Source organism: Ignicoccus hospitalis KIN4/I (genome assembly GCF_000017945.1).
GTDB lineage: Archaea > Thermoproteota > Thermoprotei_A > Sulfolobales > Ignicoccaceae > Ignicoccus > Ignicoccus hospitalis.
Genome location: NC_009776.1, coordinates 657,837 through 679,209, shown reverse-complemented (window position 1 = coordinate 679,209; position 21,373 = coordinate 657,837). Strand labels below are relative to the sequence as shown.

26 protein-coding genes and 1 pseudogene are annotated in these 21,373 nt (G+C 52.3%); 11 read left to right on the top strand and 16 right to left on the bottom strand.

Annotation, left to right across the window (positions count from 1 at the left end):
* Nucleotides 1-13 precede the first annotated feature (13 nt).
* Complete coding sequence (locus tag IGNI_RS03900) at nucleotides 14-868, top strand: hypothetical protein (protein ID WP_012122901.1); 855 nt, start codon at nucleotides 14-16, stop codon at nucleotides 866-868.
* Here the strand turns inward: IGNI_RS03900 and hisG are convergent.
* Nucleotides 857-1,708: an ATP phosphoribosyltransferase gene (hisG, locus tag IGNI_RS03895; RefSeq protein ID WP_012122900.1), complete on the bottom strand. Its 852-nt coding sequence runs from the start codon at nucleotides 1,706-1,708 to the stop codon at nucleotides 857-859. The genes IGNI_RS03900 and hisG overlap by 12 nt on opposite strands.
* 124 nt (nucleotides 1,709-1,832) lie before the next feature.
* Between hisG and IGNI_RS03890 the strand changes: the two genes are divergently transcribed.
* Nucleotides 1,833-2,432 (top strand): NYN domain-containing protein, encoded by a 600-nt coding sequence (locus IGNI_RS03890; protein WP_052570094.1) that lies wholly within the window; start codon nucleotides 1,833-1,835, stop codon nucleotides 2,430-2,432.
* Here IGNI_RS03890 and asd read toward each other — a convergent pair.
* Nucleotides 2,420-3,499: an aspartate-semialdehyde dehydrogenase gene (gene asd, locus IGNI_RS03885; protein WP_012122898.1), complete on the bottom strand. Its 1,080-nt coding sequence runs from the start codon at nucleotides 3,497-3,499 to the stop codon at nucleotides 2,420-2,422. The genes IGNI_RS03890 and asd overlap by 13 nt on opposite strands.
* Before the next feature lie 181 nt (nucleotides 3,500-3,680).
* On the opposite strand from asd, the gene IGNI_RS03880 reads away from it, so the two are divergent.
* Entirely contained in the window at nucleotides 3,681-4,511 is an 831-nt protein-coding gene (locus IGNI_RS03880; RefSeq protein ID WP_012122897.1) for a putative RNA uridine N3 methyltransferase, read from the top strand.
* A gap of 293 nt (nucleotides 4,512-4,804) precedes the next feature.
* Here the strand turns inward: IGNI_RS03880 and IGNI_RS03875 are convergent, their stop codons facing one another.
* Entirely contained in the window at nucleotides 4,805-6,016 is a 1,212-nt protein-coding gene (locus tag IGNI_RS03875; RefSeq protein ID WP_012122896.1) for a winged-helix domain-containing protein, read from the bottom strand.
* A gap of 188 nt (nucleotides 6,017-6,204) precedes the next feature.
* Between IGNI_RS03875 and IGNI_RS03870 the strand changes: the two genes are divergently transcribed.
* From IGNI_RS03870 to IGNI_RS03860, 3 genes are read left to right on the top strand one after another with little or no spacing between them, the layout of a single operon-like run.
* Nucleotides 6,205-6,783, top strand: coding sequence for a class I SAM-dependent methyltransferase (locus tag IGNI_RS03870; protein WP_052570090.1), 579 nt, complete (start codon nucleotides 6,205-6,207; stop codon nucleotides 6,781-6,783).
* Between the two features lie 40 nt (nucleotides 6,784-6,823).
* The gene (locus tag IGNI_RS03865) at nucleotides 6,824-7,822 is read left to right on the top strand and encodes a cobalamin-independent synthase MetE (RefSeq protein WP_012122894.1); all 999 of its coding nucleotides are present in this window, start codon (nucleotides 6,824-6,826) and stop codon (nucleotides 7,820-7,822) included.
* A gap of 5 nt (nucleotides 7,823-7,827) precedes the next feature.
* Nucleotides 7,828-8,853: a methionine synthase gene (locus IGNI_RS03860; RefSeq protein WP_012122893.1), complete on the top strand. Its 1,026-nt coding sequence runs from the start codon at nucleotides 7,828-7,830 to the stop codon at nucleotides 8,851-8,853.
* A gap of 2 nt (nucleotides 8,854-8,855) precedes the next feature.
* On the opposite strand, the gene IGNI_RS03855 is transcribed toward IGNI_RS03860, so the two are convergent.
* Genes IGNI_RS03855 through IGNI_RS03840 form a run of 4 tightly spaced genes read right to left on the bottom strand, consistent with a single transcriptional unit; the run spans nucleotide 8,856 to nucleotide 11,339 of the window.
* A complete protein-coding gene (locus IGNI_RS03855; RefSeq protein ID WP_012122892.1) occupies nucleotides 8,856-9,518 on the bottom strand; it encodes a hypothetical protein in 663 nt (220 codons plus the stop codon).
* A gap of 3 nt (nucleotides 9,519-9,521) precedes the next feature.
* The gene (locus IGNI_RS03850; RefSeq protein WP_012122891.1) at nucleotides 9,522-9,977 is read right to left on the bottom strand and encodes a magnesium transporter CorA family protein; all 456 of its coding nucleotides are present in this window, start codon (nucleotides 9,975-9,977) and stop codon (nucleotides 9,522-9,524) included.
* Nucleotides 9,974-10,708 carry a hypothetical protein gene (locus IGNI_RS03845; protein ID WP_011998778.1) on the bottom strand — a complete coding sequence of 245 codons (735 nt, stop codon included), beginning with the start codon at nucleotides 10,706-10,708 and terminating at the stop codon, nucleotides 9,974-9,976. Before IGNI_RS03845 ends, IGNI_RS03850 begins: the two co-directional genes overlap by 4 nt.
* Nucleotides 10,701-11,339 carry a hypothetical protein gene (locus IGNI_RS03840; protein WP_011998777.1) on the bottom strand — a complete coding sequence of 213 codons (639 nt, stop codon included), beginning with the start codon at nucleotides 11,337-11,339 and terminating at the stop codon, nucleotides 10,701-10,703. Before IGNI_RS03840 ends, IGNI_RS03845 begins: the two co-directional genes overlap by 8 nt.
* A gap of 4 nt (nucleotides 11,340-11,343) precedes the next feature.
* Here IGNI_RS03840 and IGNI_RS03835 point away from each other — a divergent pair, with 4 nt between their 5' ends.
* From IGNI_RS03835 to IGNI_RS03825, 3 genes are read left to right on the top strand one after another with little or no spacing between them, the layout of a single operon-like run.
* Entirely contained in the window at nucleotides 11,344-11,943 is a 600-nt protein-coding gene (locus IGNI_RS03835; protein ID WP_011998776.1) for a hypothetical protein, read from the top strand.
* A gap of 5 nt (nucleotides 11,944-11,948) precedes the next feature.
* Complete coding sequence (locus tag IGNI_RS03830) at nucleotides 11,949-12,857, top strand: nucleotide-binding protein (RefSeq protein WP_011998775.1); 909 nt, start codon at nucleotides 11,949-11,951, stop codon at nucleotides 12,855-12,857.
* Between the two features lie 16 nt (nucleotides 12,858-12,873).
* Complete coding sequence (locus IGNI_RS03825) at nucleotides 12,874-13,188, top strand: hypothetical protein (protein ID WP_148202234.1); 315 nt, start codon at nucleotides 12,874-12,876, stop codon at nucleotides 13,186-13,188.
* A gap of 12 nt (nucleotides 13,189-13,200) precedes the next feature.
* Here the strand turns inward: IGNI_RS03825 and IGNI_RS03820 are convergent, their stop codons facing one another.
* The 5 genes from IGNI_RS03820 to IGNI_RS03805 all read right to left on the bottom strand — a co-directional run bounded on the left by IGNI_RS03820 (nucleotide 13,201) and on the right by IGNI_RS03805 (nucleotide 16,626).
* Complete coding sequence (locus tag IGNI_RS03820) at nucleotides 13,201-13,569, bottom strand: hypothetical protein (protein WP_011998773.1); 369 nt, start codon at nucleotides 13,567-13,569, stop codon at nucleotides 13,201-13,203.
* A 12-nt stretch (nucleotides 13,570-13,581) separates the two neighbouring features.
* Nucleotides 13,582-14,931 carry a M17 family metallopeptidase gene (locus tag IGNI_RS03815; protein WP_052570084.1) on the bottom strand — a complete coding sequence of 450 codons (1,350 nt, stop codon included), beginning with the start codon at nucleotides 14,929-14,931 and terminating at the stop codon, nucleotides 13,582-13,584.
* A gap of 168 nt (nucleotides 14,932-15,099) precedes the next feature.
* On the bottom strand, nucleotides 15,100-15,243 hold the full coding sequence (locus IGNI_RS07765; protein ID WP_187145929.1) for a hypothetical protein: 144 nt from the start codon (nucleotides 15,241-15,243) through the stop codon (nucleotides 15,100-15,102).
* Nucleotides 15,240-15,551, bottom strand: coding sequence for a hypothetical protein (locus IGNI_RS03810; protein WP_011998771.1), 312 nt, complete (start codon nucleotides 15,549-15,551; stop codon nucleotides 15,240-15,242). The genes IGNI_RS07765 and IGNI_RS03810 overlap by 4 nt, the downstream gene beginning before the upstream one ends.
* 46 nt (nucleotides 15,552-15,597) lie before the next feature.
* Nucleotides 15,598-16,626 (bottom strand): DNA double-strand break repair nuclease NurA, encoded by a 1,029-nt coding sequence (locus IGNI_RS03805; RefSeq protein WP_011998770.1) that lies wholly within the window; start codon nucleotides 16,624-16,626, stop codon nucleotides 15,598-15,600.
* A gap of 32 nt (nucleotides 16,627-16,658) precedes the next feature.
* Here IGNI_RS03805 and IGNI_RS03800 point away from each other — a divergent pair, with 32 nt between their 5' ends.
* Together IGNI_RS03800 and IGNI_RS03795 are read left to right on the top strand one after the other, a co-directional pair.
* Nucleotides 16,659-18,416 (top strand): ATP-binding protein, encoded by a 1,758-nt coding sequence (locus IGNI_RS03800; RefSeq protein WP_011998769.1) that lies wholly within the window; start codon nucleotides 16,659-16,661, stop codon nucleotides 18,414-18,416.
* A complete protein-coding gene (locus tag IGNI_RS03795; RefSeq protein WP_052570083.1) occupies nucleotides 18,395-19,219 on the top strand; it encodes a hypothetical protein in 825 nt (274 codons plus the stop codon). The genes IGNI_RS03800 and IGNI_RS03795 overlap by 22 nt, the downstream gene beginning before the upstream one ends.
* Here the strand turns inward: IGNI_RS03795 and pyrH are convergent.
* From pyrH to IGNI_RS07975, 4 genes and pseudogenes are all read right to left on the bottom strand, one after another.
* Nucleotides 19,211-19,876, bottom strand: a complete 666-nt coding sequence (gene pyrH, locus IGNI_RS03790; RefSeq protein WP_011998767.1) for a UMP kinase — start codon at nucleotides 19,874-19,876, stop codon at nucleotides 19,211-19,213. The genes IGNI_RS03795 and pyrH overlap by 9 nt on opposite strands.
* Before the next feature lie 3 nt (nucleotides 19,877-19,879).
* Nucleotides 19,880-20,611 carry an ABC transporter ATP-binding protein gene (locus IGNI_RS03785; protein ID WP_052570499.1) on the bottom strand — a complete coding sequence of 244 codons (732 nt, stop codon included), beginning with the start codon at nucleotides 20,609-20,611 and terminating at the stop codon, nucleotides 19,880-19,882.
* 12 nt (nucleotides 20,612-20,623) lie between these two features.
* Nucleotides 20,624-20,713: an ABC transporter ATP-binding protein C-terminal domain-containing protein gene (locus tag IGNI_RS07980; protein ID WP_420805655.1), complete on the bottom strand. Its 90-nt coding sequence runs from the start codon at nucleotides 20,711-20,713 to the stop codon at nucleotides 20,624-20,626.
* Nucleotides 20,714-20,860: 147 nt separating this feature from the next.
* Nucleotides 20,861-21,334, bottom strand: a pseudogene (locus IGNI_RS07975) (ABC transporter ATP-binding protein); the annotation flags it as partial.
* Nucleotides 21,335-21,373: the final 39 nt, after the last annotated feature.

Below are 21,373 nucleotides of genomic sequence, written 5' to 3'. Positions count from 1 at the left end.
TCGCGGCCCTCCGATGATACTAACTACTCTATTAATGTCAGTTCACCACGTCTGTTGCTTTTCCATATACACTCACTGGGTAGTTGTAGCCCTCTACGGAGGCTCCGTCCAACTCTACGGACAAGGCGGCGCGCTGGAGGCCTTCCTCGAGCTCCCCGGGACGCCGGCGTGTTTGGCCGGACCTTACGCCGTCGTTCCCCACGACGGGGGCGTTTCGATATACTACCTTAAACCTCTCGATCCGGTGAGGGTCGGAGAGGTCTGGTTCGTGCCCTCGCGCTGTCACGCCGATGAAGGTATGTTGGCGCTGGCGTCGCAAGAGAGCAACGTGTCGGTGATACTGGACCTCGTAAATAACATAACGTACGTTATGCCTCAATCGAACTTTGTAAAGGTTTACGACGGAATAATAGTAGTGGTCAGGAACAAAGAGGTGGAGGTGCACAAACTCCTCGGCGGGTTTAACGTTACCTTCAAGAGCCGCGTAAACGACGTGGACTTGGATCATCTCCTATACGTCTGCACGGAGGACGGTCTCTATGCGGTTAATAATGGAAACGAAGTAGAGCTGATCTCGCAAGGAGGCTGCGAGCGCGTAGACGCGGAGGGCGGAACCTTAGTCTTCTCCCGAGGCTCGAACTTGTTCATATACAACGGCACCGAGATCATCCAAAGGTTGAGTTTCGAGAGGGGCGTTGACGCCGTAGGGATAACGAGCGAGAACGAGGTCGTCGTGTTAAGCGGCGACACGTTGTATAGTTATATAATAGTAAAGATAAACGATAAAACCTTAGCCATAATTCTAGGTGTCCCCTTGTTAGTGGCAGCTGTAGACCTCTTGCAGAAAATCGTCCGGCTAAGGGATTAGTCTCTCAACATTAAGAACTAATATGTCCTTTGCTCCTGCGTTCTTCAACTTTACTATTATGTCAGCTATCTCGTCTTCGTCTACAGCCGCAATGACCTCCCACATAGGCTTCTCACTCTTCACTTTGCTTATGGTAGGACCCGACATGGCCGGCAACACTTTGAGTACGTCGTCCAACGCTTCGTCTGGTACGTTCATCATAACCAACTTTTTCTTAGATGCCCGTAGAACTGACTCAAGCATTAACTTTATCGTTTCCACGCGAGGGTCGTCAAGCAAGTCCTTCCTAACTATCAATCTGGCGCTGCTACTCAATATCACGTCTATGGGCGTCAAGCCGTGCAGCTTAAGCGTCGTACCAGTCGACATTACGTCTATTATCCCGTCCGCTGCCCCGATGCCTGGCATCACCTCAGCCGAGCCGCTGACCTTCACGATCTTCACGTCTAACCCCTTCTTCTCGAAATAGTCAGTAGCTATATTGATGAATTTAGTAGCTATCCTGAAGCCCTTGGGTAGCTCCTCCGGCCTTTTTATTCCGGAATCTCGGGGAACCGCCAAGACGAGCTTCGAGCGACCGTAATTCAGATCAAGGATCTCTGCGACGTCCCTTCCAGACTCAAGGACGTAGTCGTGACCTGTTATCCCCACCTCAGCCGCGCCGCTCTCGACTATCCAAGGTATGTCCTCCGGCCTAGCAAAGACGAGGTCCAGATTCGGTTTGTTAGATGGCACTATCAAGGCGCGCGAGTCGAGGTAAGACGGCCTGATCCCGGCCCTCTCTAAGAGCTCCAGTGTAGCGTCCTTGAGTCTGCCCTTACTCGGTATTACGAACCTCACGGCTCTCCGAAGTCCGCGTCCAAGGGGCAAGAAAATTAGCACTACCAAAGTGGGGCAAACTAAAAAGATCGCTAAACGAACGCGTCTCGAAGGAGCGTTGTCAGAATATCTTACAACGGCGCTCGTGGCGGCCGCGTTAGCCTTACTCACGAACGCGCTATACCCAAAAATGAGAAGGATTGTTGAAAAGAGGCTCCAGCCTAGACGAGTTAAGGTACGAGTCCCTCAAGACGTAGCAGTAGTTGATGCCTCCAACGTAGTTATGCACGGTCCGAAGGTTGGAAAGAAGGGTAGGATAGAGAACTTATTAGTAGTCATTAATGCCCTCAGGGAGAGGGGCTTCGAGGTTTACGCCATCGCCGACGCCTCCTTACGCCACAAAGTGGACAAGCCCGAAGTTCTAGAGAGGCTCATAGCCAAAGGGGTTGTACTCCAAGCCCCGGCCAGCACGCCGGCCGATTATTTCATACTGTCGGTCGCCGACCGGGAGTATGGAATAGTGGTCAGTAACGACGTATTTAAGGAATGGAGGACGCTGTTCCCGTGGATAAAGGACAAGTACCGCCTCGTGAGGTACATGATAGTAGGGAAGACCGCTTACTTCTACCCGGACGTTAGGCCCAAGAAGAAGAGGAAAAAAGTTAAGGAGGAAGAGCCTCTCTGCCCCCAGCTGTTCAAGCGCTCCGAAGAGGACGAAGATTATAGCAAGTACTACGTTATGTAACCTTTCTTGTACATGAGTTCCGCCGTTAGGAGGCTGACCCCGGAGGCGCCCCTTAGGAGGTTATGTCCAACCATCACCATCCTAACTCTATTAGTTTCGGTTATCTCTATCCTTCCGACAGTAACAGCCATCCCGTTGCCGTTCATTCTGTCCAACCTAGGCTGCGGACGGTCCTCTTGTTCCATCACGATCACGGGCTTGGGCGGGGCAGTAGGTAACCCCAAACGCTGGGGTTCGCTTTCGAAACTCTTCAGCACGTCCTTTACTTGCTCGACGTCCACGCTCCTCTTCGTAGTTATGTAAACCACTTCCGTGTGGCCGTCTAAGACTGGAACCCTGGTCGTCGTAGCTTCGACCACAAAGTCAGCGGGCCTTATAGAGTCCCCTTCCAACTTACCTAACATCTTCTTGGACTCTACTTTGACTTTGTACTCCTCTTTCGCGATATAAGGAATTACGTTGTCAACTATAGAGTAAGCCGTGAGTCCGGCGAACCCCGCCCCGCTTATAGCTTGCAGCGTAGTTACAGTTATCTCCTTTATACCGAACTCATCCATAATCGGTTTGAGTGGTAACGTCAAGACGGCCGTAGTACAGTTGGGGTTCTTGACCAGCTTGCCGCCCCACCTCTCTTGTTTCTTCAAGAGTTCTAAGTGATCCCAGTTGATCTCGGGATTCATGAGGGGTACGTCGGGTTCGAGTCTGAACGGTGAGGCGTTCGAAACTACGTTGAATCCCTTCTTCAAGTACTTCAACTCTATTTCTCCTGCCACTTCGCTGGGGAGCGCGGAGAACACCAAGTCCACCTTCTCGGGCAGCGCATCGGGATCGGAGGCGTCGAACACGACGTAGTCGGAGAACTTAGTAGGGAAAGGACGGGGGATGACCCACCTTACAGCTTCCTTATACTTCTTGCCGGCCGACCTCTTGGAAGCCCCCAAGGCCACTAACTCGAAGTAAGGGTGATCCTCGAGCAACGACGCGAACCACTGACCGGCCATTCCAGTAGCCCCTAGGACAGCAACCTTGAGCTTGTCCACGTCCTTTCCCCTAGTCTTTAGGGGCATGGGCCTTTAATCCCCGTCCCCTTAGGGCTCCCGGGGTGTGACGGATGGGAGGTAGGCAGAGGACTAGCTTGTTCATGGAAAGGAGCTCGGACAGGAGTAAGGTAGAGAAGAAGATGCAGAAGAAGGGTAAGAAGTAACTCCCTTTAAATATCACATTTTTATGGAGTCGGCGGGTTTGGAATTGAAGTGTCCGTTCAGACGCCTTCGAATAGCTATTCCCGCCGACGCCCTCTCGAGTAACCCCTCCTTAAGGGAAAAGACGCTGGTTGCCGGGTACTTGGCGCGGGCCGCCGCTGCGGCTAGGGCGGAAAGCGTGGACGTTTACGGCCCCGAGGGGCCCGGCTCCGACGTGTTGATGTCCGTATTAGAATACTTGTCCTACCCCACTTATTTGAGGAAATTAATCGTCCCCCTTAAGCCGGAGCTCAAGTACGCGGGCGTGTTGCCACCGCTGGCCGTTAAGGCGTTGAACGAAGGCTTCAAGGACAGGGAAGAAGGGTTGTTCTTTAAGTTCGGTCTGATAGTAGAGTGTAAGAGGGGTTCGATCGCAACAATAGACGTGGGCGAACCGGAGAGGGTGACGCACAACGTAAAGAAATGTAAGAAAAACGTCCTAGTGTTGGTAGGGTTCAACGACAAGAAGAGAGTAGTCAAAGTCTTGCCGGCGAAGAGGGGCATATGGCGCGGAGAGTACTTAGGGTTCGAGGTGAACTATTTCGACAACATTTACGAGTTAGTAGAGTTCTACAAGGGCGCCGGCTTCAAGGCCTTGGGCACCAGCCGCCGCGGGACGTGGCCCGGCAAGCTGAGGGATTACTTGGGCTCTAACGTAGGGGTCTTATTCGGCTCCCCCGACAAGGGCTTGCTGGACAAGTACCCGGATCTGGAGTTGGACGCGCTCGTCAACTTGTTCCCCTGTCAAGGCGTCAGGACGGTTAGACTCGAAGAGGCGGTATGGGGCTTCGCGGCGTTGTGGAACTCCCTCGAAGGCGGGCTCTGTGAAACGCGCTAGATCTTGACGTATTTTGGACAAGAGTTGGACAGCGTTTGGACAGAGCTCGTACGGCTTGTTGGATATTGATTTGAACGACCCCAACGAGCTTCGTTCTGTCTTTCAGATACTCGCTCTAACTCTATGTTCATCTGGTTTTGTATAATGATTCTATTCAAATACGCAAAACTCTGTAGGTAAGGGTAGTGAGTAAAGAGCAGAGGAAGTAGCAACGTTAGGGGAAATCCAACCGCGCGGACGAGGGTGAGTCCAAGGACTCGTCCCAACTTGTCCAAATCCCGTCCAAACGCTGTCTAGAGATATTTGAGTAAGTCTACTAAGCGGCGGTCAGCTATCCTGTACTTCCCCCTCTTCCCGCTCTTGCCCACCTTTTCGACCAGTCCCTTCTTTGACAAGGGCTCCTTCAGCCTGTAGTGTACGGTACTCTTCGCCACGTCGTAGCCTTGCGCCTTTAGCCACTTAGTGACGTCGCTAGGACCCGCTTCGCCGAGCTCTGTGAGGGCCTTCAAGATCATCCTGTCTAACTCGTCTAACTCGAAGAGGACTGTGGTCTCCATTGCTCTTTCTGCCTCCTTTATTGCAAGCTCTATGTGCTTCTCCAAGAGAACTCCCTCCTTGGCCGCGTACGTGAGAGCCCTCTGGGCAACCTTGATTGCATCTCTGAGTATCGGGAAGTGGGACCAAATAGTTTCGATCCATTCCTCCCTAAAGGGGAAGTAGGGGTTCTCGGGGGTCGCGAAGCCTTCCACACGCCTTCGGAACACCTCTTTCACTTCTTCCGCTGTGTAGCCCGGAATGCGTATCTCAATGAATTTACTAACAATGAAGGGATACCTCATCCTGAAGGATTGAAGCGCGTCTGGGGTCAGCGTTATTATGAAGCTTGCCTTGTTCTGCCCTTGGAGGATGTTGTCGAACCAAAACGCAATGGCCTCGAACGACTCGGAGACTACGAACCCGTCTATCATGAATACTATAGGTACGTTTGTATTCTCCAATATGAAACCTATTGCAGACTTCATCGTTTCTATGTCTACCCGACCTAACCTCTCGTACCTCGTTAGGACGTTTTCCACGACTTGGGTTATGTACTTGAACAACTTTTCGTACTCTTGGTTTACGCTGACGTAATATATCCACCCAGGCTTCTTGAACCCCTTTTCAATGCCTTTTAGCAAGCTGTAGAATAACTTCTGAGGGTTGTCGTCGTAAGTTACTTTAACTACAATTGGTATATACTTCTTCATTGATGCTTCTAGGGGAGATCGGGGGTAGGGAACGTCAAAGCGGGTCCTCCAGAAGTTTAAGAACGTGGTCTTCCCGAGCCCGTAGCTACCTACCACGGTTACCTTCGACGTGCCTCTGTCCGACATGACCTTTTCGTAGGCTAGCTTCTCGAAGAGCTCGTCCGGCTCGTACCTCTTTACGTAGTACTTTAACATGTCGCCGTCCAACGGCACTGGTTCGAACCTCTTGATGAGTTCGTAGAACTCGGCCGGGGTCACTGGTGTGGTACCCGGATTAGATCTAGCAGTCCAGAAAGATAAAGCAGAGTGGGGGGCTTGTTTGGACAGCTGTACGAGGCATTTGGACAGAACGCCTAGCAGTCCAAACGGTGAGAGAGGACGTTGGATGAACTGCGCAGTTGTACTGTAATAGTGGTTTGTCCAAGTCTCCTGCAGGGAAGGAAGGGGTGCACGCGGGGAAGAAGCTTATCACTAGAGTGTTAGAGAGGATATACCCGCTTCACGACGAGGTGGTTGCCGTAAAGTTCGTAGAACGAGGGTACTACCAGAAGGTAGCGCGCGAGTTAGAGGAAGGATCTCGCATCCTAGAAGTGGGTTGCGGCACGGGCCGGTTTATTCAAACAGTTACGGAAAAGTGCTATGGCATCGGTCTGGACATATCCGACAAGCTCTTACGTATAGCTAAGGAGAGGTTGGAAGAGCACCCGTTTGACTGCGTGTTGGGGACGGCGACCGCCTTACCGTTCCGTTCAAACTCTTTCAAAGCTGTGGTCACGTTCACTATGATGCACCACTTAACCGACCAAGAAAAGGTCACAGCCTTGAAGGAGATAGCCCGAGTCTCCCCGACCTACTTGTTCGGGGAGGTAGGCAAGAACGCTTGCTGGTCCGCGGTCCTCCTCAAAATAATAGGCTCGAAGAAGCTGATTAGAAAGGAAATAATAGAAAGGGCCGGATTGAAGGTACGCGAGTGGCACGACATGGGAGGCTTCTGTTTGATCTTCGGGAGGGCGGAGAGAACGTAAATATTGTGCGGCCCGCCCCGGGGCCGTTAGGGAAAGAGACGTGAGGCTGAAGGTAGTTGCCTCCCATCCCGGAGGCTACCCGCGGCCGCCGGAGCTGCGGAAGAGCATCGACGCCTATAACGCCGGCAAGCTCGACTTCACCTCCCTCCGGAGCGCTTGGGAGAGGAGCACCAAGAGGGTCATAATGGAACAAGTCGAAGAGGGGCTGGACCTCCTCACCACCGGCCACTTGCTTTGGGACGACGTGTTCCGTCCCTTCGTGTCCACGTGGGAAGGCTTCGAGCTCCCGGAAGTTGGCGGTTACTACAGGTTTTACGAGCTCAACTTCTATTACAAGCGAGCTAAGGTCAAGGGCCCGATCTACCCCTTAAGGCCCGTGACCTTGGGGGAGCACAGGCTGGCGTACCAAGTTAGCCCGAGGCCCCTCAAAGCTCACTTGCCCGGTCCCCTAACCTTCGCCCTTCACGTGGACAACCAGTACTACGAGAGGATGGAAGAGCTCATGTCTGATCTAACGTCCGCTTTGGCGTACGAGGCCGTGGCCTTGAGCCAGTACGTGGACTACATATACTTGGAAGAGCCCGCCCTCGTGGACCCCGAGGTCCCAGCCGAAGCGAAGCAGTTGGGGATAGAGTACATAAACGTAATCGCACAAGCGGTCGACGTCCCCGTAGTCGTGAAAACGTACTTCAAGAACCCCGAGAACGTCTACGAAATGTTGTTGGACTTATCAGTAGATGGTATCGGATTTGACATGACTTCGTGGAACTATGACGACGCTAAAGCTACCTTCTCTGAGTACGGATACCCCTACCCGATAATAGAGTTTGGCGTGACGGACGCTTTAAACGTGAAATTGGAGCACATAGAGGAAACTGCCGCAAAGACGTTGAATTTGATAGAAGAGGTCGACGCCAATGAGGTACACGTGAGTGCTAGCTATAGATATGACGTGTTGCCATATTCTTACATTAGGAAGAAAATGAGGAGACTGGCTGAGATAGCCTTTAAGTTGAGGGAACTTGTTAACGAGGGGTGAGTTCTATGAGCTATAGAGTGCCTAAAGTGCTTCCCACGACAGTTGTCGGCAGTTACCCGAAGTTCCCCATAGCTAAAGAGGCCTTAAAGAAGCACTACAAAGGCGAAATATCCAGCGAAGAGTTCGAAAAGATGATTAAGGAAGCGATAAGGCTGGCGGTCGAGGATCAAATTAAGGCCGGCGTCGACATCATCTCCGACGGGGAGCAGAGAAGGGAAGACATGGAGGTGTACTTCGCCGAGAGGATGGAAGGGTTTGTCGTAGGCAACAAACCGGAGGACTGGGTCAGAATATTTGACAACGTCCACTACAGGAAGCCCGTGGTCGTGGGTAAGATAAGGTGGAAAGGGCCAATGACTTTAACGGACTGGAAGTACGCGACCGAGTACGCTCAAGGAAGGCCGGTAAAGGCGATAATAACAGGTCCCTACACTATGGCCGACTGGGCCTTTAACGAATACTACGGGGACAAGAAGGAGCTCATAATAGACTTGGCGAAAGAGCTTCACAAGGAACTCAAGGCCCTTTACGACGCGGGCGCGAGGTACCTTCAAGTGGATGAGCCCGCGCTCTCGACGCACCCCTACAAGGAGGACATAGAGATAACTAAGGAAGCCCTCTCGATCGTGTTCCAAGGGATGGACGACGCAAAGAAGATCGTCCACATATGCCACGGCCGGGTAGAGAAGCTCTTCCCCGACCTACTGGAGTTCCCGGTAGACCAGTTCGACCTAGAATTTGTCAATAACAACTTTAAGTTACTGGAAGCGATAAAGGAGTACGATTATGCCTCGAGCGGAAAGGAGTTAGGATACGGCGTGATAGATATACACTCTAAGAAGGTGGAGAGCAAAGACTTCGTGAAGAACGCGATATACAAAGTATTAGAAATAATGCCGCCAGAGAAGGTCTACGTCAAGCCGGACTGCGGGCTAAAGATCCTCGGGGATAGAGACATAGCTTTCAACAAGCTGAAGGTTATGGTCGAAGCGACTAAGGAAGTGAGGAAAGAGCTGGGTTACGAGGAGTGACCTCACCTCTTAGTAGCTTTCATAACGAACTCGGCCATCTTACACTTCTCTGATATAGCTACGAAGGAGCCCTCAACCTCCTCCGGCCTGCTCATGTGAACGATGCTCTCCTTTACGGCAATAACCAGATCTATTTTGTCGGGACACATCTCACCCTTTATTACTCCGTCACAGCGCCCGTCTATGAGGCCTTCTGCCACCAAGCACTCCGACAAGGCGACGTCCTTGAGCATGGTTCCTACTAGGGCAAGCCCGGAGCCCTTCGCGGCAACGTGCAGTGCTGCTATCTTTAATGTTAACGTAGGCATCTCTATTACTAAGTTGACCCTCGCGTCGGGGTTGTCTTCCAAATCGATGAGGACTTTGTCGCTGTCTAGCTCTATTATTTCTACGAAGCCTTCGGCCTCCTCTTTACACGCTTCGAAGACCTCGAGGGCCTCCCTCCCTTTGAGGAGTTTCCCGCCGGCCTCGGCCTCCATTGCTACTATCTTTTCGCTTATGACTTCAATCCTCAATATGACGTTTCCCACGTTCTTGCAAGTGCCGTCGAACACGAACCTACCGATGAACCCCTTTTTCGCGAATTCCCTCAGTATACTCTCCAAAGGGGAGTACTTGTTTACCCTTCGGAAGCCGATTGTTCTGCCCCTACTTATGAAAGGCACGGCCTAGCGCCCTCCCTCCAACCTCTCTAGCTCGGCCCTAATTGTCTCATAGCCCGGGACCGTAGGCGGGAGCACGTAAATAGCGACTATTTTTGCACCCTTGGTGAAGACGAAGAATATGTGATCTTTGAACTCCTCGCGTTGGGCGTTTAATTTATCTATCAAGCTCTGGATCTCCTCTTTGTACTCCTTGAAGGTAGACGCGACCTCCCTCTCGAAGTCCTTTGAGAAGACTAAGAGGGAGCGGTGGAGGACGGTCAAAGGCTTTTCTGAGATAACTTCCTTTTCCGGGGGTTTCGTCTTGAACCCTAGGAGCTTATACCTTACCAGCTCTTTCCTTCCCTGGTCCATCACGACCGACAAGGCGTTCCCGTAGTCGGCCAGCTCTTTCTCTACTTCCTCTACTTCTCTTTTGAGCTTGTTTATTAACGAATCCGCGCCCACAGCCACAATTATCATAGCTTTACTACCCCCGTTTCAACGCCTTTGAGCCGTTCATCAAGCCTCGGGTCCAGTACGAGCGAGACCTTTGGACACAAGAACGGCTTCGCCATCGTAACTATCCACTTACCAGGGCTTTCTAGGGGAAAGACGAACGCGTCTGAGCCCTTTATGGTTTCCACGCTCTCCGGCATGTAGAGGCTCGCTCCCAATATTTTGTCGTCACATGCGAGAACGTCCAAGGTCCACCTCTCAGTGAGCGAAACAACGTTGATTGCTTTGTGTCCTCCACTTATCAGCGTTCCCAAGAATTCCTTCGGCTCTTCGACGGTAACTGAGACGCTCTCCCACGTTTCGGTATCCACGCTTACGGACGACGGATCTATTAGTTGGGCGACGGGATACACTTTCCCCTTAATTACTAACGCTTCCCTCACCACAATTTCCTTTATGAGCGAGATCAAGCTCTCTATGGAATCTAATTTAATGTAATCTTTATCTTCAAGTTCAACGAGTATCTCTTCGTCAGTTAGTTCGTATACATTTATTTCGAGCTTCTTTGGCAAAGAGAAACTGCTTAGGTCGCCTCTGTAACCCATGATGTGACCCTCGGCGAAGAGAAGGTCCAGAGGAGGCCAGACGACGCTTATCCTACAGTTGAGGCCCTTCGAGGCCACGTAATTTATTAGGCTCAGCAAGTCCGGACCGCTCTTGATCGGGTCGCCAAGGGACCAACAGAACTCAGCCAAGGCTCTCTACCCTCACCTCTTTGATGCCCAGCGGCTCCAAGTACTCAAGCGCGATCCTCCTTACGAGCTCCGGGTCATACTCCCGGGCGGCCAGCGACACGTACGCGACCTTTTTATCTACCTTTATCTTCATGTCTTCCACCTCGTACCCCAAGCTCTCGAGCTTGTGGAGTATGGCCAACACGTGTTTGCCCAAAGCGACCACGCTCACCCCGGAAAAGTAACTGGCTTCGGTCTCCTCCAACGCGACCTCGGTTGCCACTTCGAGGTCTTCGGTAAAAGTCAAGGAAGAGGGAGGTTGATAAAAGGTCAAGTGAAATTCGCTCGACGCTCGGGATACGTCCTCCAGTAGCGCGTTCCAAGCTTCGACCCCTTGGAGCCCCCTCCACGAGCCCTCTACGACCTTTCCCTTACATAGGACGAAGCTCCCCTTGGAGCCTCCACTCCTTACGCTCAGCCTCGTACAAAGGTTGTTGAGGACCTTCTTTAGCGCGTTAACTCCACATTCTCCCTTAACAATAGAATAGCCCTTTGGCAATTCTGTTGATTGCGCCAAGTACTCTAGGACCTCCGTTTGTGGAACTAGTACTAGAAAATTAAAGCTTCCGTAGGCCTCACACACGGGGCTCAACGGGGTGCCTGAGGAGAAGAATATTAAGAAAATACGACACCCAGAGGAGGTAATGATTGAGGCCAAGAAAATAAAGAGCGGGAAAGCCATACTCCTGATACTCAAGAAGGATCTAAAGTGGAACAAATTCATACTTACTGTTGAAAACAACAGGGTGGTTGCCGGCGAGCCCAAACTACCCTCGGAGGCGGACTTCAAGGACGCCATCCTAGCTTTGTTGGTCATACCCCACACTACTATGGTCGAGGGAGGCGTGGAGTCTGTCATGGAGAGCGCGGGCCTCGACGTCTCCGCGTTGCCGGAAGACGTTAAGAAGTTGGTCCAACTAATCCCCGGAATAGAGCTCTTCATACCGGACAAGGAGCTCGTGGAGGCGGGCGTGAGCGAGACAGTAATACCGCCCGACGAAATAATGAACGAGGTAGCAAACGTTATAGAAAATATAATCAGAGAGCTAGGCGTGGAAGGTGAGGCGAAGTTGAGCAACCATGAACTGATTGTCATAGTAAGCAAGAGGGTTCCCAAGCGTATCATGGAGCAGTTACAGAAGATGTTGGAGAGTAGGGTAGGTGACCTGTTCAAGGTAAAAGTAGTTCCCGGGTGATAGCCATGATACTCTTCTTCAAGAAGAAGAAGAAAGGAGAAGAAATAGTCGTTGGCATAGAAAAGGAGAACGTCTACGGCACTATGAGCCCCAAGGGAGGCGTCGGTAAGACTAGCATAACCGTAGAGATAGCGTTCTTGATAGCACAGAGGGACTACAAGGTAGCTATGATAGACTGGGACTTGTGGTCGCCCAGGCTAACGTCCAGGTTGCTGGGTTCGTCAGAAGGGCCGGGCCTCTTGGAGCTGTTGATGGGAGAAGCCAGCCCAGACGAAGTAGTCAGAAAGGTGAGCTTCACCACGGCAGAAGGAAAGGTGATAGAAGTTGATTTGGTCCCTGCATCGGACAAGGAGGCCTTGGTGAGGGGGAAGGTAAAGAGGTTAGCCGAAGAACTCGAGGACAACTACAACAAAATAAGGGAGAGGGCCGTAAGCTTGGTTAATTACTTGTCAAACACGCACGACGTCGTGTTCAACGACTACCCCGTCCCGAGCGGACCCGCGCCCGCCCCCTTCCACAGGGTGGCGGCCAGCGCTACCCACTGGCTAAACATAGTGATAGACGCCGTCCCGACTACTGCTGAGTACGCGGCCAGATACGTGGAAATGTTCTACCCTAGCCTACCCATATACATGGTGTTCGTTAACATGATAAAGCCCGTCCACCACGAGTACAGGGCGGCAGTCGCTAAGGCTCCGGAGCTCTGTAAGAAGTTCGCTGCCCGCTACGTAGTCTTCGTACCCTTCGACGGCAAGCTCTACGACGTCAAGGTCTCCGGCGCGGCCCCTCCCGCTAGCATAAACTACAAGCCCACCGAGTCGGCCGCTTTGAAGGTCTTGAGGGACGCCGCGATGAGGATCGCTAGGGGAGACAAGCCGGTAGGGTGTGTAGCTCTACACTTAAAGGTTCTCTGAGGAGGTGATTCCGAAGATGGCACAGAAGAAGTGGAAGGTACAAGAAGTGCCCGGCTACAAGGTCGACTGGTACGTGGTTTACGAGCTGAAAGGGACTAAGCTAGAGGTGGTTGACTACGAAAACATAAGGCCAGAAAAGATCAACGAGATTTATGAGATAGCGATAAATATATTCCACGACTTGAAGAGCATATCCGAAAAGGAGTTGAGGGCCTACAGTGCCGAGAAGAGACAGTTAGACGTGGTGGTTAAGGCTGAGGGGGGCTACATAAGCATGAGTTTCGTCGCCGACAGCGTCCTAGTTATGGCCGGCTTGAAGAAGGTGGAGTAGCGCTTGACGTGCTTAGGTCGTAGATACTATTACCACCCTGACGTGGGAGCCGTCCCATATAGCTTTCAGCTTGAGTTCGGTCTCCAGCTCACTCTTCGAGAAGAGCGTTTTGAAGATTGCAATGGAAGATCTCAAGGCCCTCACGTTGTTAACCACTTCTGATAATACCGGGATCACTTGGTTTTTTATCAACTCGTCGTTAGGGTCAACCAAGATCCTCATTCGCGGATATGACGCTGACCCCTCTCCACTCCCCCTCCACTGTTCCTCTAACAGAATCTTCAGTATCCCTCTAAGGCCCTCCAAGTTCAGTTCTAACTCTCTGTTCATGTCGTCTAACAACTCCTTAAACGACTTGTACTCGCTCACCCTAACCGGCACGGCCGCCTCACCCTACTGGTACTCCTTCAAGGTCGCTAACATCAGCCTGGCGCCCCAACCGGTGGGGTAGGGAGAGCACCACCAAGCGTTGGCCTCGTGGGCCATGGCTGGACCGGCTATGTCTAAGTACACCCACCTCTCCGGCGCGAACTCCTTTAGGAACAGCGCACCGATTATGCTTCCGGCTCCCCTGCCCTTCCCCACGTTGCTCAAGTCCGCACTTGGATGCTTTAATTCTTCTTTATACTTCTCGTATAGAGGCATTCTCCACACCAGCTCCTTCGTACGCTTCGAGGCCTCCTCCACCTTCTCGGCGTCCTCGTCGTGGGTGGCGTACAGCGCAGCTATGTCGTACCCGAGGGCGATTATCTGGGCGCCCGTCAAAGTCGCTAAGGTAAAAGTCACCTTGGGCGACGAGCGTTTAGCGTAAGCTAGGGCGTCGGCCAAGATAAGCCTGCCTTCCGCGTCGGTGTTGCCTATGTGGACGTACTTGCCACTGTAACTCCTTATGATATCTTCCATTTTGTAGGCCCTCCCGGATATTAGGTTCTCTGCTAACGGAATATATGACTCTAAGTTGACGTTTAAGTTCAGTTTTGCTGCGTAGAGCGTCGCAGCGGCGACTGCAGCAGCGCCGCTCATGTCGGCGTGCATGTTTTTCATGTAATTTGCCGGCTTCAAGTTATATCCGCCGGCGTCAAAGGTGACTCCCTTTCCTACCATTGCGAGCTTCTCCCCGCCTCCGTAGTACCTCATTATTAGCAACCTCGGGGGTACGTCGGAACCCTTGCCGACCGCCAAGAGTAGCTCCAGTCCTTCCTTCTTGAGGTCGTTCTCATCTAAGACTTCTACCTCTATTGGTAAGCCCTTGACCTTTTCCATTACTCTCTCCGGGAAGGTTTTGGGGTTCAGAACGTTAGGAGGCTCGGAAGCGAGATCTCTGGCGAACATCTGCGCTTCCGCGTGCCTTAACGCCTCTTGCGCCACTTCCTTGTTAGGCGTACTGAAAACTATCTCCACTTCCCTCTTCTCGGACTTGTACTTGTCAAACTCCCAGGCAGTCAGTGCTATGCCGGTTATGTAGGGGTAAGGGTCTTCGACGTTCGTTAGGTCGACTACGCTGGTCCTCAGCTGCTTTAGTACCTTTCCCAGCGATGTGGCACACTCGAAGTCGTCCTCACAGAAGGCGGCCACGTAACCTTCTCCGTCCTTCTTCACCTTTACGACGCTGTTAGGCTTAACTTCCTCTACCGTATAGAAGGGGGAGGCGAATTCTACGAAGTCATCCTTGTTCTTAAATATTTTAACCTTTACGCCTACTAACCTTTCCGGAGGAACGTCTGTTAGTTTAAGCCTCAGCAACCTCTCCGCCAAGCATACAGTGGGAGGGGAGAGTTAAGGGCGATGATGATAACTCGGCAAGCCCGAGGCTCTCGGGTGAGGAATCAGAGTTACGCTGAGTCGCATCGAGGTCAGTTGCGCCGAGCCTCCTCATGCCCCGCCGCGAGGAGGTCGGCCGGGGGTTTCACATCACTCCCGAAGGGGCCCAGTGCAGAGCAGACACTTACAGAGCCTCTCGGAGGGTGAGTACAAGGCTCCGTGACAAAACCTCGCCTCGCACGCCGAGAGGCATTCCTCTTCGCTCTCCACGTCGCTTATTAGGACCTCACTCATTTCTTCCTCAGTTCCTCCACCACTTCTGGGGGTATATAGGAGGAGGGCGACCGGATGGCTTCCCTTGCCAGCCTCCTGAGCTCGGGCCTCAGCTTCTTGAATTCCTCACTCTCTACATTAACGAACTTAACTACTTCCTTGTACTTGTTTATGTTTTTTTGTATCTCTGAAGGGGGGACGACGAAGAATGTGAGCTTGGGCTTCTGTTCTGAGGGCACTCTGCCCATGGCTACCGCTACGTATACGTTGCCCGCCAGCCCCCTTTCGGCCTCTACTACGAAGACGTCGACGTCCACCGGCTTGAACACTCCTAGCCCACCCGGAGGCGAGGGCCTCGGGCCACTTATATTTTGGTCATAGCCCCTCTCTGCCGCTTCTGAAGAACGCGTACGCTTGCTCGATTATGGGCCTGATTGTCTTCTCCGGCAACTCTACGCTCTTGTGGGCCCATATCAGGGGGAGGGGGTAGCCGACGCCCTTAGTACACAGGGGCGAGACCTCTTTAACGAAGTTCATGGCGTCTTCCAAGCCTATCTCTCTGGGTACTTCGATGTAGTACAAGTTCCCGCCCCTCTTGAACTTAGCATAAAAGAACCAGACCTCCTCTTCCCTACCTATCAAGGGTAACTTGATAGTCTTTCTCATTGGTATAGTTACGCCGGCACCGTCCATATCGCTGCTCAAGTACGTAGTTACCAAGAATAGGATGGTGAGGTCGTCCAGCTCCTCGTCTTGGAAGAGGGCGTTGGAGTGATATTTCTTTGCAACATAGAATAAGTTAGGCGACCTTCTTTCTATGACCTTTCGAAGGTTGTTTTGTTTTACTGCACACTCGAGGCATACCTTACACCTCCCGTCGAGGCCCCCGTCGTTGAGCACTTCAGATACGGACCCGTGTCTTAGCGCACAACCGCATTTGCTCCCCTCGTAAGTCCTACATTGACCTATAGTGCTCATGGCGCCGTCCGCTAGGATTAACGCGTCGTCGGAGTACCCGACCTCTTCTAGTAGTTCGTTTACAAGCTCTAGTTCCAACGCTTCCATGTACAGTATGCTCCTATCGTTAGACTTGTACGGAGGGGTCACCGTCCCGTAAAGGCTCTTGACCTTGTGTACCCCGCTCTTGCCCTTAAAGTCTATGAGGAACGAGAGGGCGCGCACGAGGAAGAGCGACAAGGACTGGAATTCTATATGAAACTTCGACCCGTCTACAGAAAATACCTTGTCGAAGCTCACTTTCGGAGAGCGCTCGGCCTCCTCGATTGTGTACCAGACTTCCTTTACGTAGTCTTTATACTCGTCGGCGGCGACAAACATTTTTCTAATTGCGTAATCCCTCATAGATATCAAGTCTGAGAGGGGGCTGCCTTCTTGGCGGCTCAAACTTTTCACCTATTTCGAAAGGGGTTCTGACGATGGTACTAATGAGCTCTCAAGAGATGGTTGAAAGTTACGGGGGAGCGATAGGCTACGTGGTTGATGAGGCGACGTCTTCTAAGGTCACGGTCAGGACAAAAGAGCCGCTCAAGGTCGGCGAATACGTGATAATAAAGCCGTTGAACTCCAATGAGGAGGTGCTCGGTTGGGTTGAAGAGAGCATAGCTAGGAACGAGCTGTTAGGGGACTTAGCCGACCTCGAGAACCCCCACTTGGCCGGCACCATATTAAGAACGCTCATGTTCGGCCAGTCTAACACTAAGTACTTTGCAATAGTTAAGGTACTCACCAAAATAAAACCGTTAATTAAGATGGGGAAACAAGAGCCGCCCCGGGTAGCCATAGACCCCGGCTCCGAAGTTTACAAGGCTAGCAAAGAAGCTCTTGTGAAGATATTCTCACGAGAAGGAGATAAGAGGTTTATCAAGTTAGGCGAGTTGGCCGCACATCCGGGCGTGGGGTTCTACGTCGACGTCACCCAAATAGTCTCGCGCCACATGGCGGTGGTAGCAGTTACCGGAGCGGGGAAGAGTAACACCGTTACCGTCCTAACGACCAGAATAGTTAAAGAAAAGAATGGATGCGTTCTCATCTTTGACATGCACGGCGAGTACTCGAGGCTCGACGCGGAGTACGTAAACGTCATAGAGCCTAAGCTCGACCCTACGAAGCTGGACGCGGACTCCTTCTCCAAGCTCATCGGCCTCAGCAAGGACGCACATAAACAAGAGCTTTACCTCCGTAACGTGTTAACCTTATGGAAAGTGATAGAGAACAGCAACGTCGTCGAGAGTAAAGAAAAGTTCTTCAGAATATTACAAAACATGTTGATTGAGCTAATGCACACCAAAGAGATGCCCGTTATCCACTACGATAACATCGCGTTGGCGGCGCAGATTCTAAGGGAGTACGGTAAGTTCAACCCCACGACGCCGTTGACGTCAATAAAGATTGCTTTAAAGAATGCGAACAAGACGAAAGTCTGTGAGAAGAACGACTGCTCTGACTTGTACACTGTAATAGACGCGAAGAGCGACGTCAACTCTGCCATACCTAACTTGTTGGTAAAGATCCAAGATGCAGAACAGAAATACAAGGAAATATTTGACTTTGACGCCTCCGACGTAGTGGAAAGGATAAAGCCGGCCTCGCTGAACGTGATGGACTTACACTCGCTGGACGAAGATATGGCCGATATAATTGTAAGTGTATCTCTAAAGAGTATATTGAACGCGAGGAAGAGGAAGGTCTTGGGGGAGGCCGGCTCTAAGGGTAAAGCAGTCCTAAAAGTTCCTATCCTCTTGGTGCTGGAAGAGGCCCACATACTCGCGCCCGCTAACAGGAGGACCTTGACCAAGTACTGGGTGTCGAGAATAACTAGGGAAGGGAGGAAGTTCGGCGTAGGCCTAGTTATGGTCTCCCAGAGGCCTAAGGGCTTGGACCAAGACGCCTTGAGTCAAGCCAACAATCTGATAGTGCTTAAGCTGGTCGAACCCGGAGACCAGAGGCACGTACAAGCCAGCAGCGAGGGCTTGAGCGAGGAGCTGGTCAAACACTTGCCTTCGCTCTCGGTGGGAGAGGCCCTAGTCCTAGGCCCTTTGGCGCCGTTGCCGGCTATAGTGAAGGTGGACCACGCCGAAATAAAGAAAGTCGGACAAGACATCGACGCGGTGGACGAGTGGGAGAAGTACCACGCCACGAGGGACGATGAAGAATGGGGGACGTGGGAAGAGTAGCGGTCGGCTTAGGCGGAATTAGCTCAACGCTCGTCGCGTTGGGATATTTGATAACCACCGAATACGACGCTTCGAAAAAGGGAGAAGGGGGCTCAGAGGAGGTCGGCGGAAAGGGTAAGGCCCGTAGAACTTTCGACGTAGTCTCGTTGAGGCCTTGTAAGAAGGGCGAAGTCGTGGACGCCAAGAGGGTATACGACTCCGCCTTTCTGTTGAACCCCTCGAGCAGGTTGAAGAAAGGGCCCCTGCCCGAGAGTCAGTTAGCCGGGAAGGGGTTTAAGACGTTTGTAATTTGTCTCAGAGACCCCTGGCCTATGGTGTTGGACAGCGTCGACAAGGTCCTCGGGGACAAGGAGTTGGTGGTAGGGGACGCGTTCTGCGCCGCTTCGCCGCAGCCCGCAGAGTGTTTTGCCTCTTTCTTGGCTATGGCGGCTTTAGGCAAGAGAAGGGGAGAAATGGTGGTCGCCTACCCGGGGAGGCCCCCCGCGGACCCGGCTTGTGTGGCAGAGAGGCTGTTGAAAGCGAAGGAGTGTTACCTGGGGAAGAGGTACGTCAGCGTCGAGGCGTGGGAACAGTTCAAGAGACTGATAGATTACGTATATGCTAAGGTCCCCTTGGGCTCGATAAAGGCGCTCTACGCGGCGGCGGAGGAGGGCGTGAGCCCGTTCTACCTCTTCTCCTACCCGTGTTTCTACTCAAAGCAAGAGGACTGTGCCGCCCTTAGGAGGAAGGGCCCTAACAAGTTTAGGAAACCCAAAAAGCCGTGCACGGGCGACATAATGGAAGTGCTTGCCGAGCTACGGTAAGATTAGGGTTCCCCACGCCTCCTCCTCGACTATAGACGGTATCCTCTCGGGCTCACCGCCGTAGATTACAGCTATAGGAATCTTACTCCTCTCTGCAATCTGCAAGGCGATGGAGTCCATTAACTCGTACCTTCCGGGCTCGTTCTTCCAGTCGAAACTCTCTAAGAGCCTTTGGAGCTCTCTGGCCTTTATTTTTTCTATTCTCTTAGCGCCAGGCTGCGAGGGGGGCTTGTCGTACACGGCGTCCACCGTGGTCGCGTTCACCACCAAGTCAGCACCCACCAGCTCCGCCACTACCAGAGCGACTGCGTTCGTGGATTGACCGGGCTGTAAGCCCCCTACTATGAGGATGTCCTCGCCGTCCCAGAGCTCGAGCACCTCCGAGGCGCTCTTGGGGATTACTTTCTTCGCCGAGGGAGTGTGCATGGAAAGCAGCAACGCGTTCAGCCTTGACACCTCTATCCCTATCAAGTCCTTGAGACCTTTGGAGGGAGGGGCCAGCTCTATGTACTTCCTAGCGACGCTTCCCCCGCCCACGACCACTGCTAGCTTGTACTTCCTCCTAAGCGCTTCTAGAGTCTTGGCATAGCCCTCCACGAGGGGCGTGTCATAAGGCGACACGAACTTGCCTGAAATCTTCAAGACCAAGGTTTTCAACGTTCAAGCACCCGCTCCCTTCAAGCCCAAGTAGAGCTTGCCGATCTCCGGGTGACTCAATATTTCCTTGGCTGGAGCCGTGTAGGCTACTCTGCCCGTCACCAACACGTAGCCCCTGTCAGCTATCTCCAACCCCTTCTTGGCGTTCTGCTCTACTAGAACTATGGTCACTCCGGTGTCCCTTATTTCTTTAACCTTCATCAACACTAGGTCTACGTACTTTGGCGAGAGGGCGGCCGTGGGCTCGTCTAGCAACAAGGCCTTGGGCCTGGCCATCAGAGCCCTGGCCATGGCTAACATTTGCCTCTCCCCTCCCGACAAGTTGGCCGCGAGCTGGTCCTTCCTAGCTCTGAGCTCCGGGAATATCTCGAACATTTCTTCCATTCTCTTCTCTACCTCATCTTTGTCCTTTATCGTGTAAGCCCCCATCTCTAAGTTCTCCCTCACCGTCAGGCTGGGAAACACGTTGTCCGTTTGGGGGACGTAGCCGATACCCATTCTAGATATTCTGTCCAACCTTTCGTTAGTTATGTCCTTCCCCTCGTAGAGTACCTTGCCCGAGATTACTTTCGCTATGCCCAGTATTGCCTTTAGTAGTGTGCTCTTGCCAGAGCCGTTGGGGCCTACCACAGTTACAATTTCGTTCCTCAAGACGTAGAAGTTAACGCCGTGGAGGATTACCATTTTGCCGTAACCCGCGACGAGGTCAATCGTCTCTATTACTTTGTCGGCCATAACTATCACCCCTTACGCCTCACCTAGGTATATATCAACTACCACTTTGTTGTTCATGATTTCTTCGGGGGTGCCCTCAGCGACTATTTTTCCCCTATGCATGACGTACACGTAATCTACGTAGTCGAAGAGGATGTCTAGGCGGTGCTCTATTATGAGCATGCTCATACCCTTTTCGGTCTTTAAGTTTACCAAGAACTTAAATATTTCGTGGGCCAGCGTTGGGTTAACGCCGGCGGCGGGCTCGTCTAGCATTAGCATCTTAGGGTCGCTCATAAGGCCCCTAGCCAGCTCTACCAACTTCATTTGGCCTCCACTAATGGCGCCTGAAGGGTTCCTCGCTACGTGGAGTATCTTCAACAACTCCAACGTGTCCACCGCTTTCTCGGCTACCTTCATTTCTACGGACTTCCACAAGCGCTTCAATAGAGACTTAGTGTACCTCTCGCCGGGGTTGTTCCTAGCAGCAGTCATGACGTTTTCGAACACGGTCATTCCTTTGAACATCCTAGGGACTTGGAACGTCCTCACCAACCCTAGGTGGTAAATTTTCTCGGGCGGTAAGCCGGTAATGTCTTTCCCGTCGAAGAACACTTTGCCCGAGTCGGGTTTGTACACGCCAGCTATGACGTTGAACAAAGTGGTCTTTCCGGAGCCGTTGGGGCCTATTAAGGCAGTCATGCTTCCTCTCTTAACGCTCATTGTAACTCCGTCGAGGGCCACTACGCCCCCGAAGCGCTTCTTCACGTTTTGTACTTCCAA

Coding starts and splice junctions, on each gene's coding strand:
- IGNI_RS03860 (WP_012122893.1), top strand. CDS start 7,828: ATGAGCTATAGAGTGCCTAAAGTGCTTCCCACGACAGTTGTCGGCAGT.
- IGNI_RS07765 (WP_187145929.1), bottom strand. CDS start 15,243: ATGAGTGAGGTCCTAATAAGCGACGTGGAGAGCGAAGAGGAATGCCTC.
- IGNI_RS03900 (WP_012122901.1), top strand. CDS start 14: ATGATACTAACTACTCTATTAATGTCAGTTCACCACGTCTGTTGCTTT.
- IGNI_RS03825 (WP_148202234.1), top strand. CDS start 12,874: ATGGCACAGAAGAAGTGGAAGGTACAAGAAGTGCCCGGCTACAAGGTC.
- IGNI_RS07980 (WP_420805655.1), bottom strand. CDS start 20,713: ATGCATAGGGGAAAAATAGTCGCTGAGGGCACCCCCGAAGAAATCATG.
- IGNI_RS03795 (WP_052570083.1), top strand. CDS start 18,395: ATGGGGGACGTGGGAAGAGTAGCGGTCGGCTTAGGCGGAATTAGCTCA.
- IGNI_RS03830 (WP_011998775.1), top strand. CDS start 11,949: ATGATACTCTTCTTCAAGAAGAAGAAGAAAGGAGAAGAAATAGTCGTT.
- IGNI_RS03850 (WP_012122891.1), bottom strand. CDS start 9,977: ATGATAATTGTGGCTGTGGGCGCGGATTCGTTAATAAACAAGCTCAAA.
- IGNI_RS03785 (WP_052570499.1), bottom strand. CDS start 20,611: ATGGCCGACAAAGTAATAGAGACGATTGACCTCGTCGCGGGTTACGGC.
- asd (WP_012122898.1), bottom strand. CDS start 3,499: ATGCCCCTAAAGACTAGGGGAAAGGACGTGGACAAGCTCAAGGTTGCT.
- IGNI_RS03800 (WP_011998769.1), top strand. CDS start 16,659: ATGGTACTAATGAGCTCTCAAGAGATGGTTGAAAGTTACGGGGGAGCG.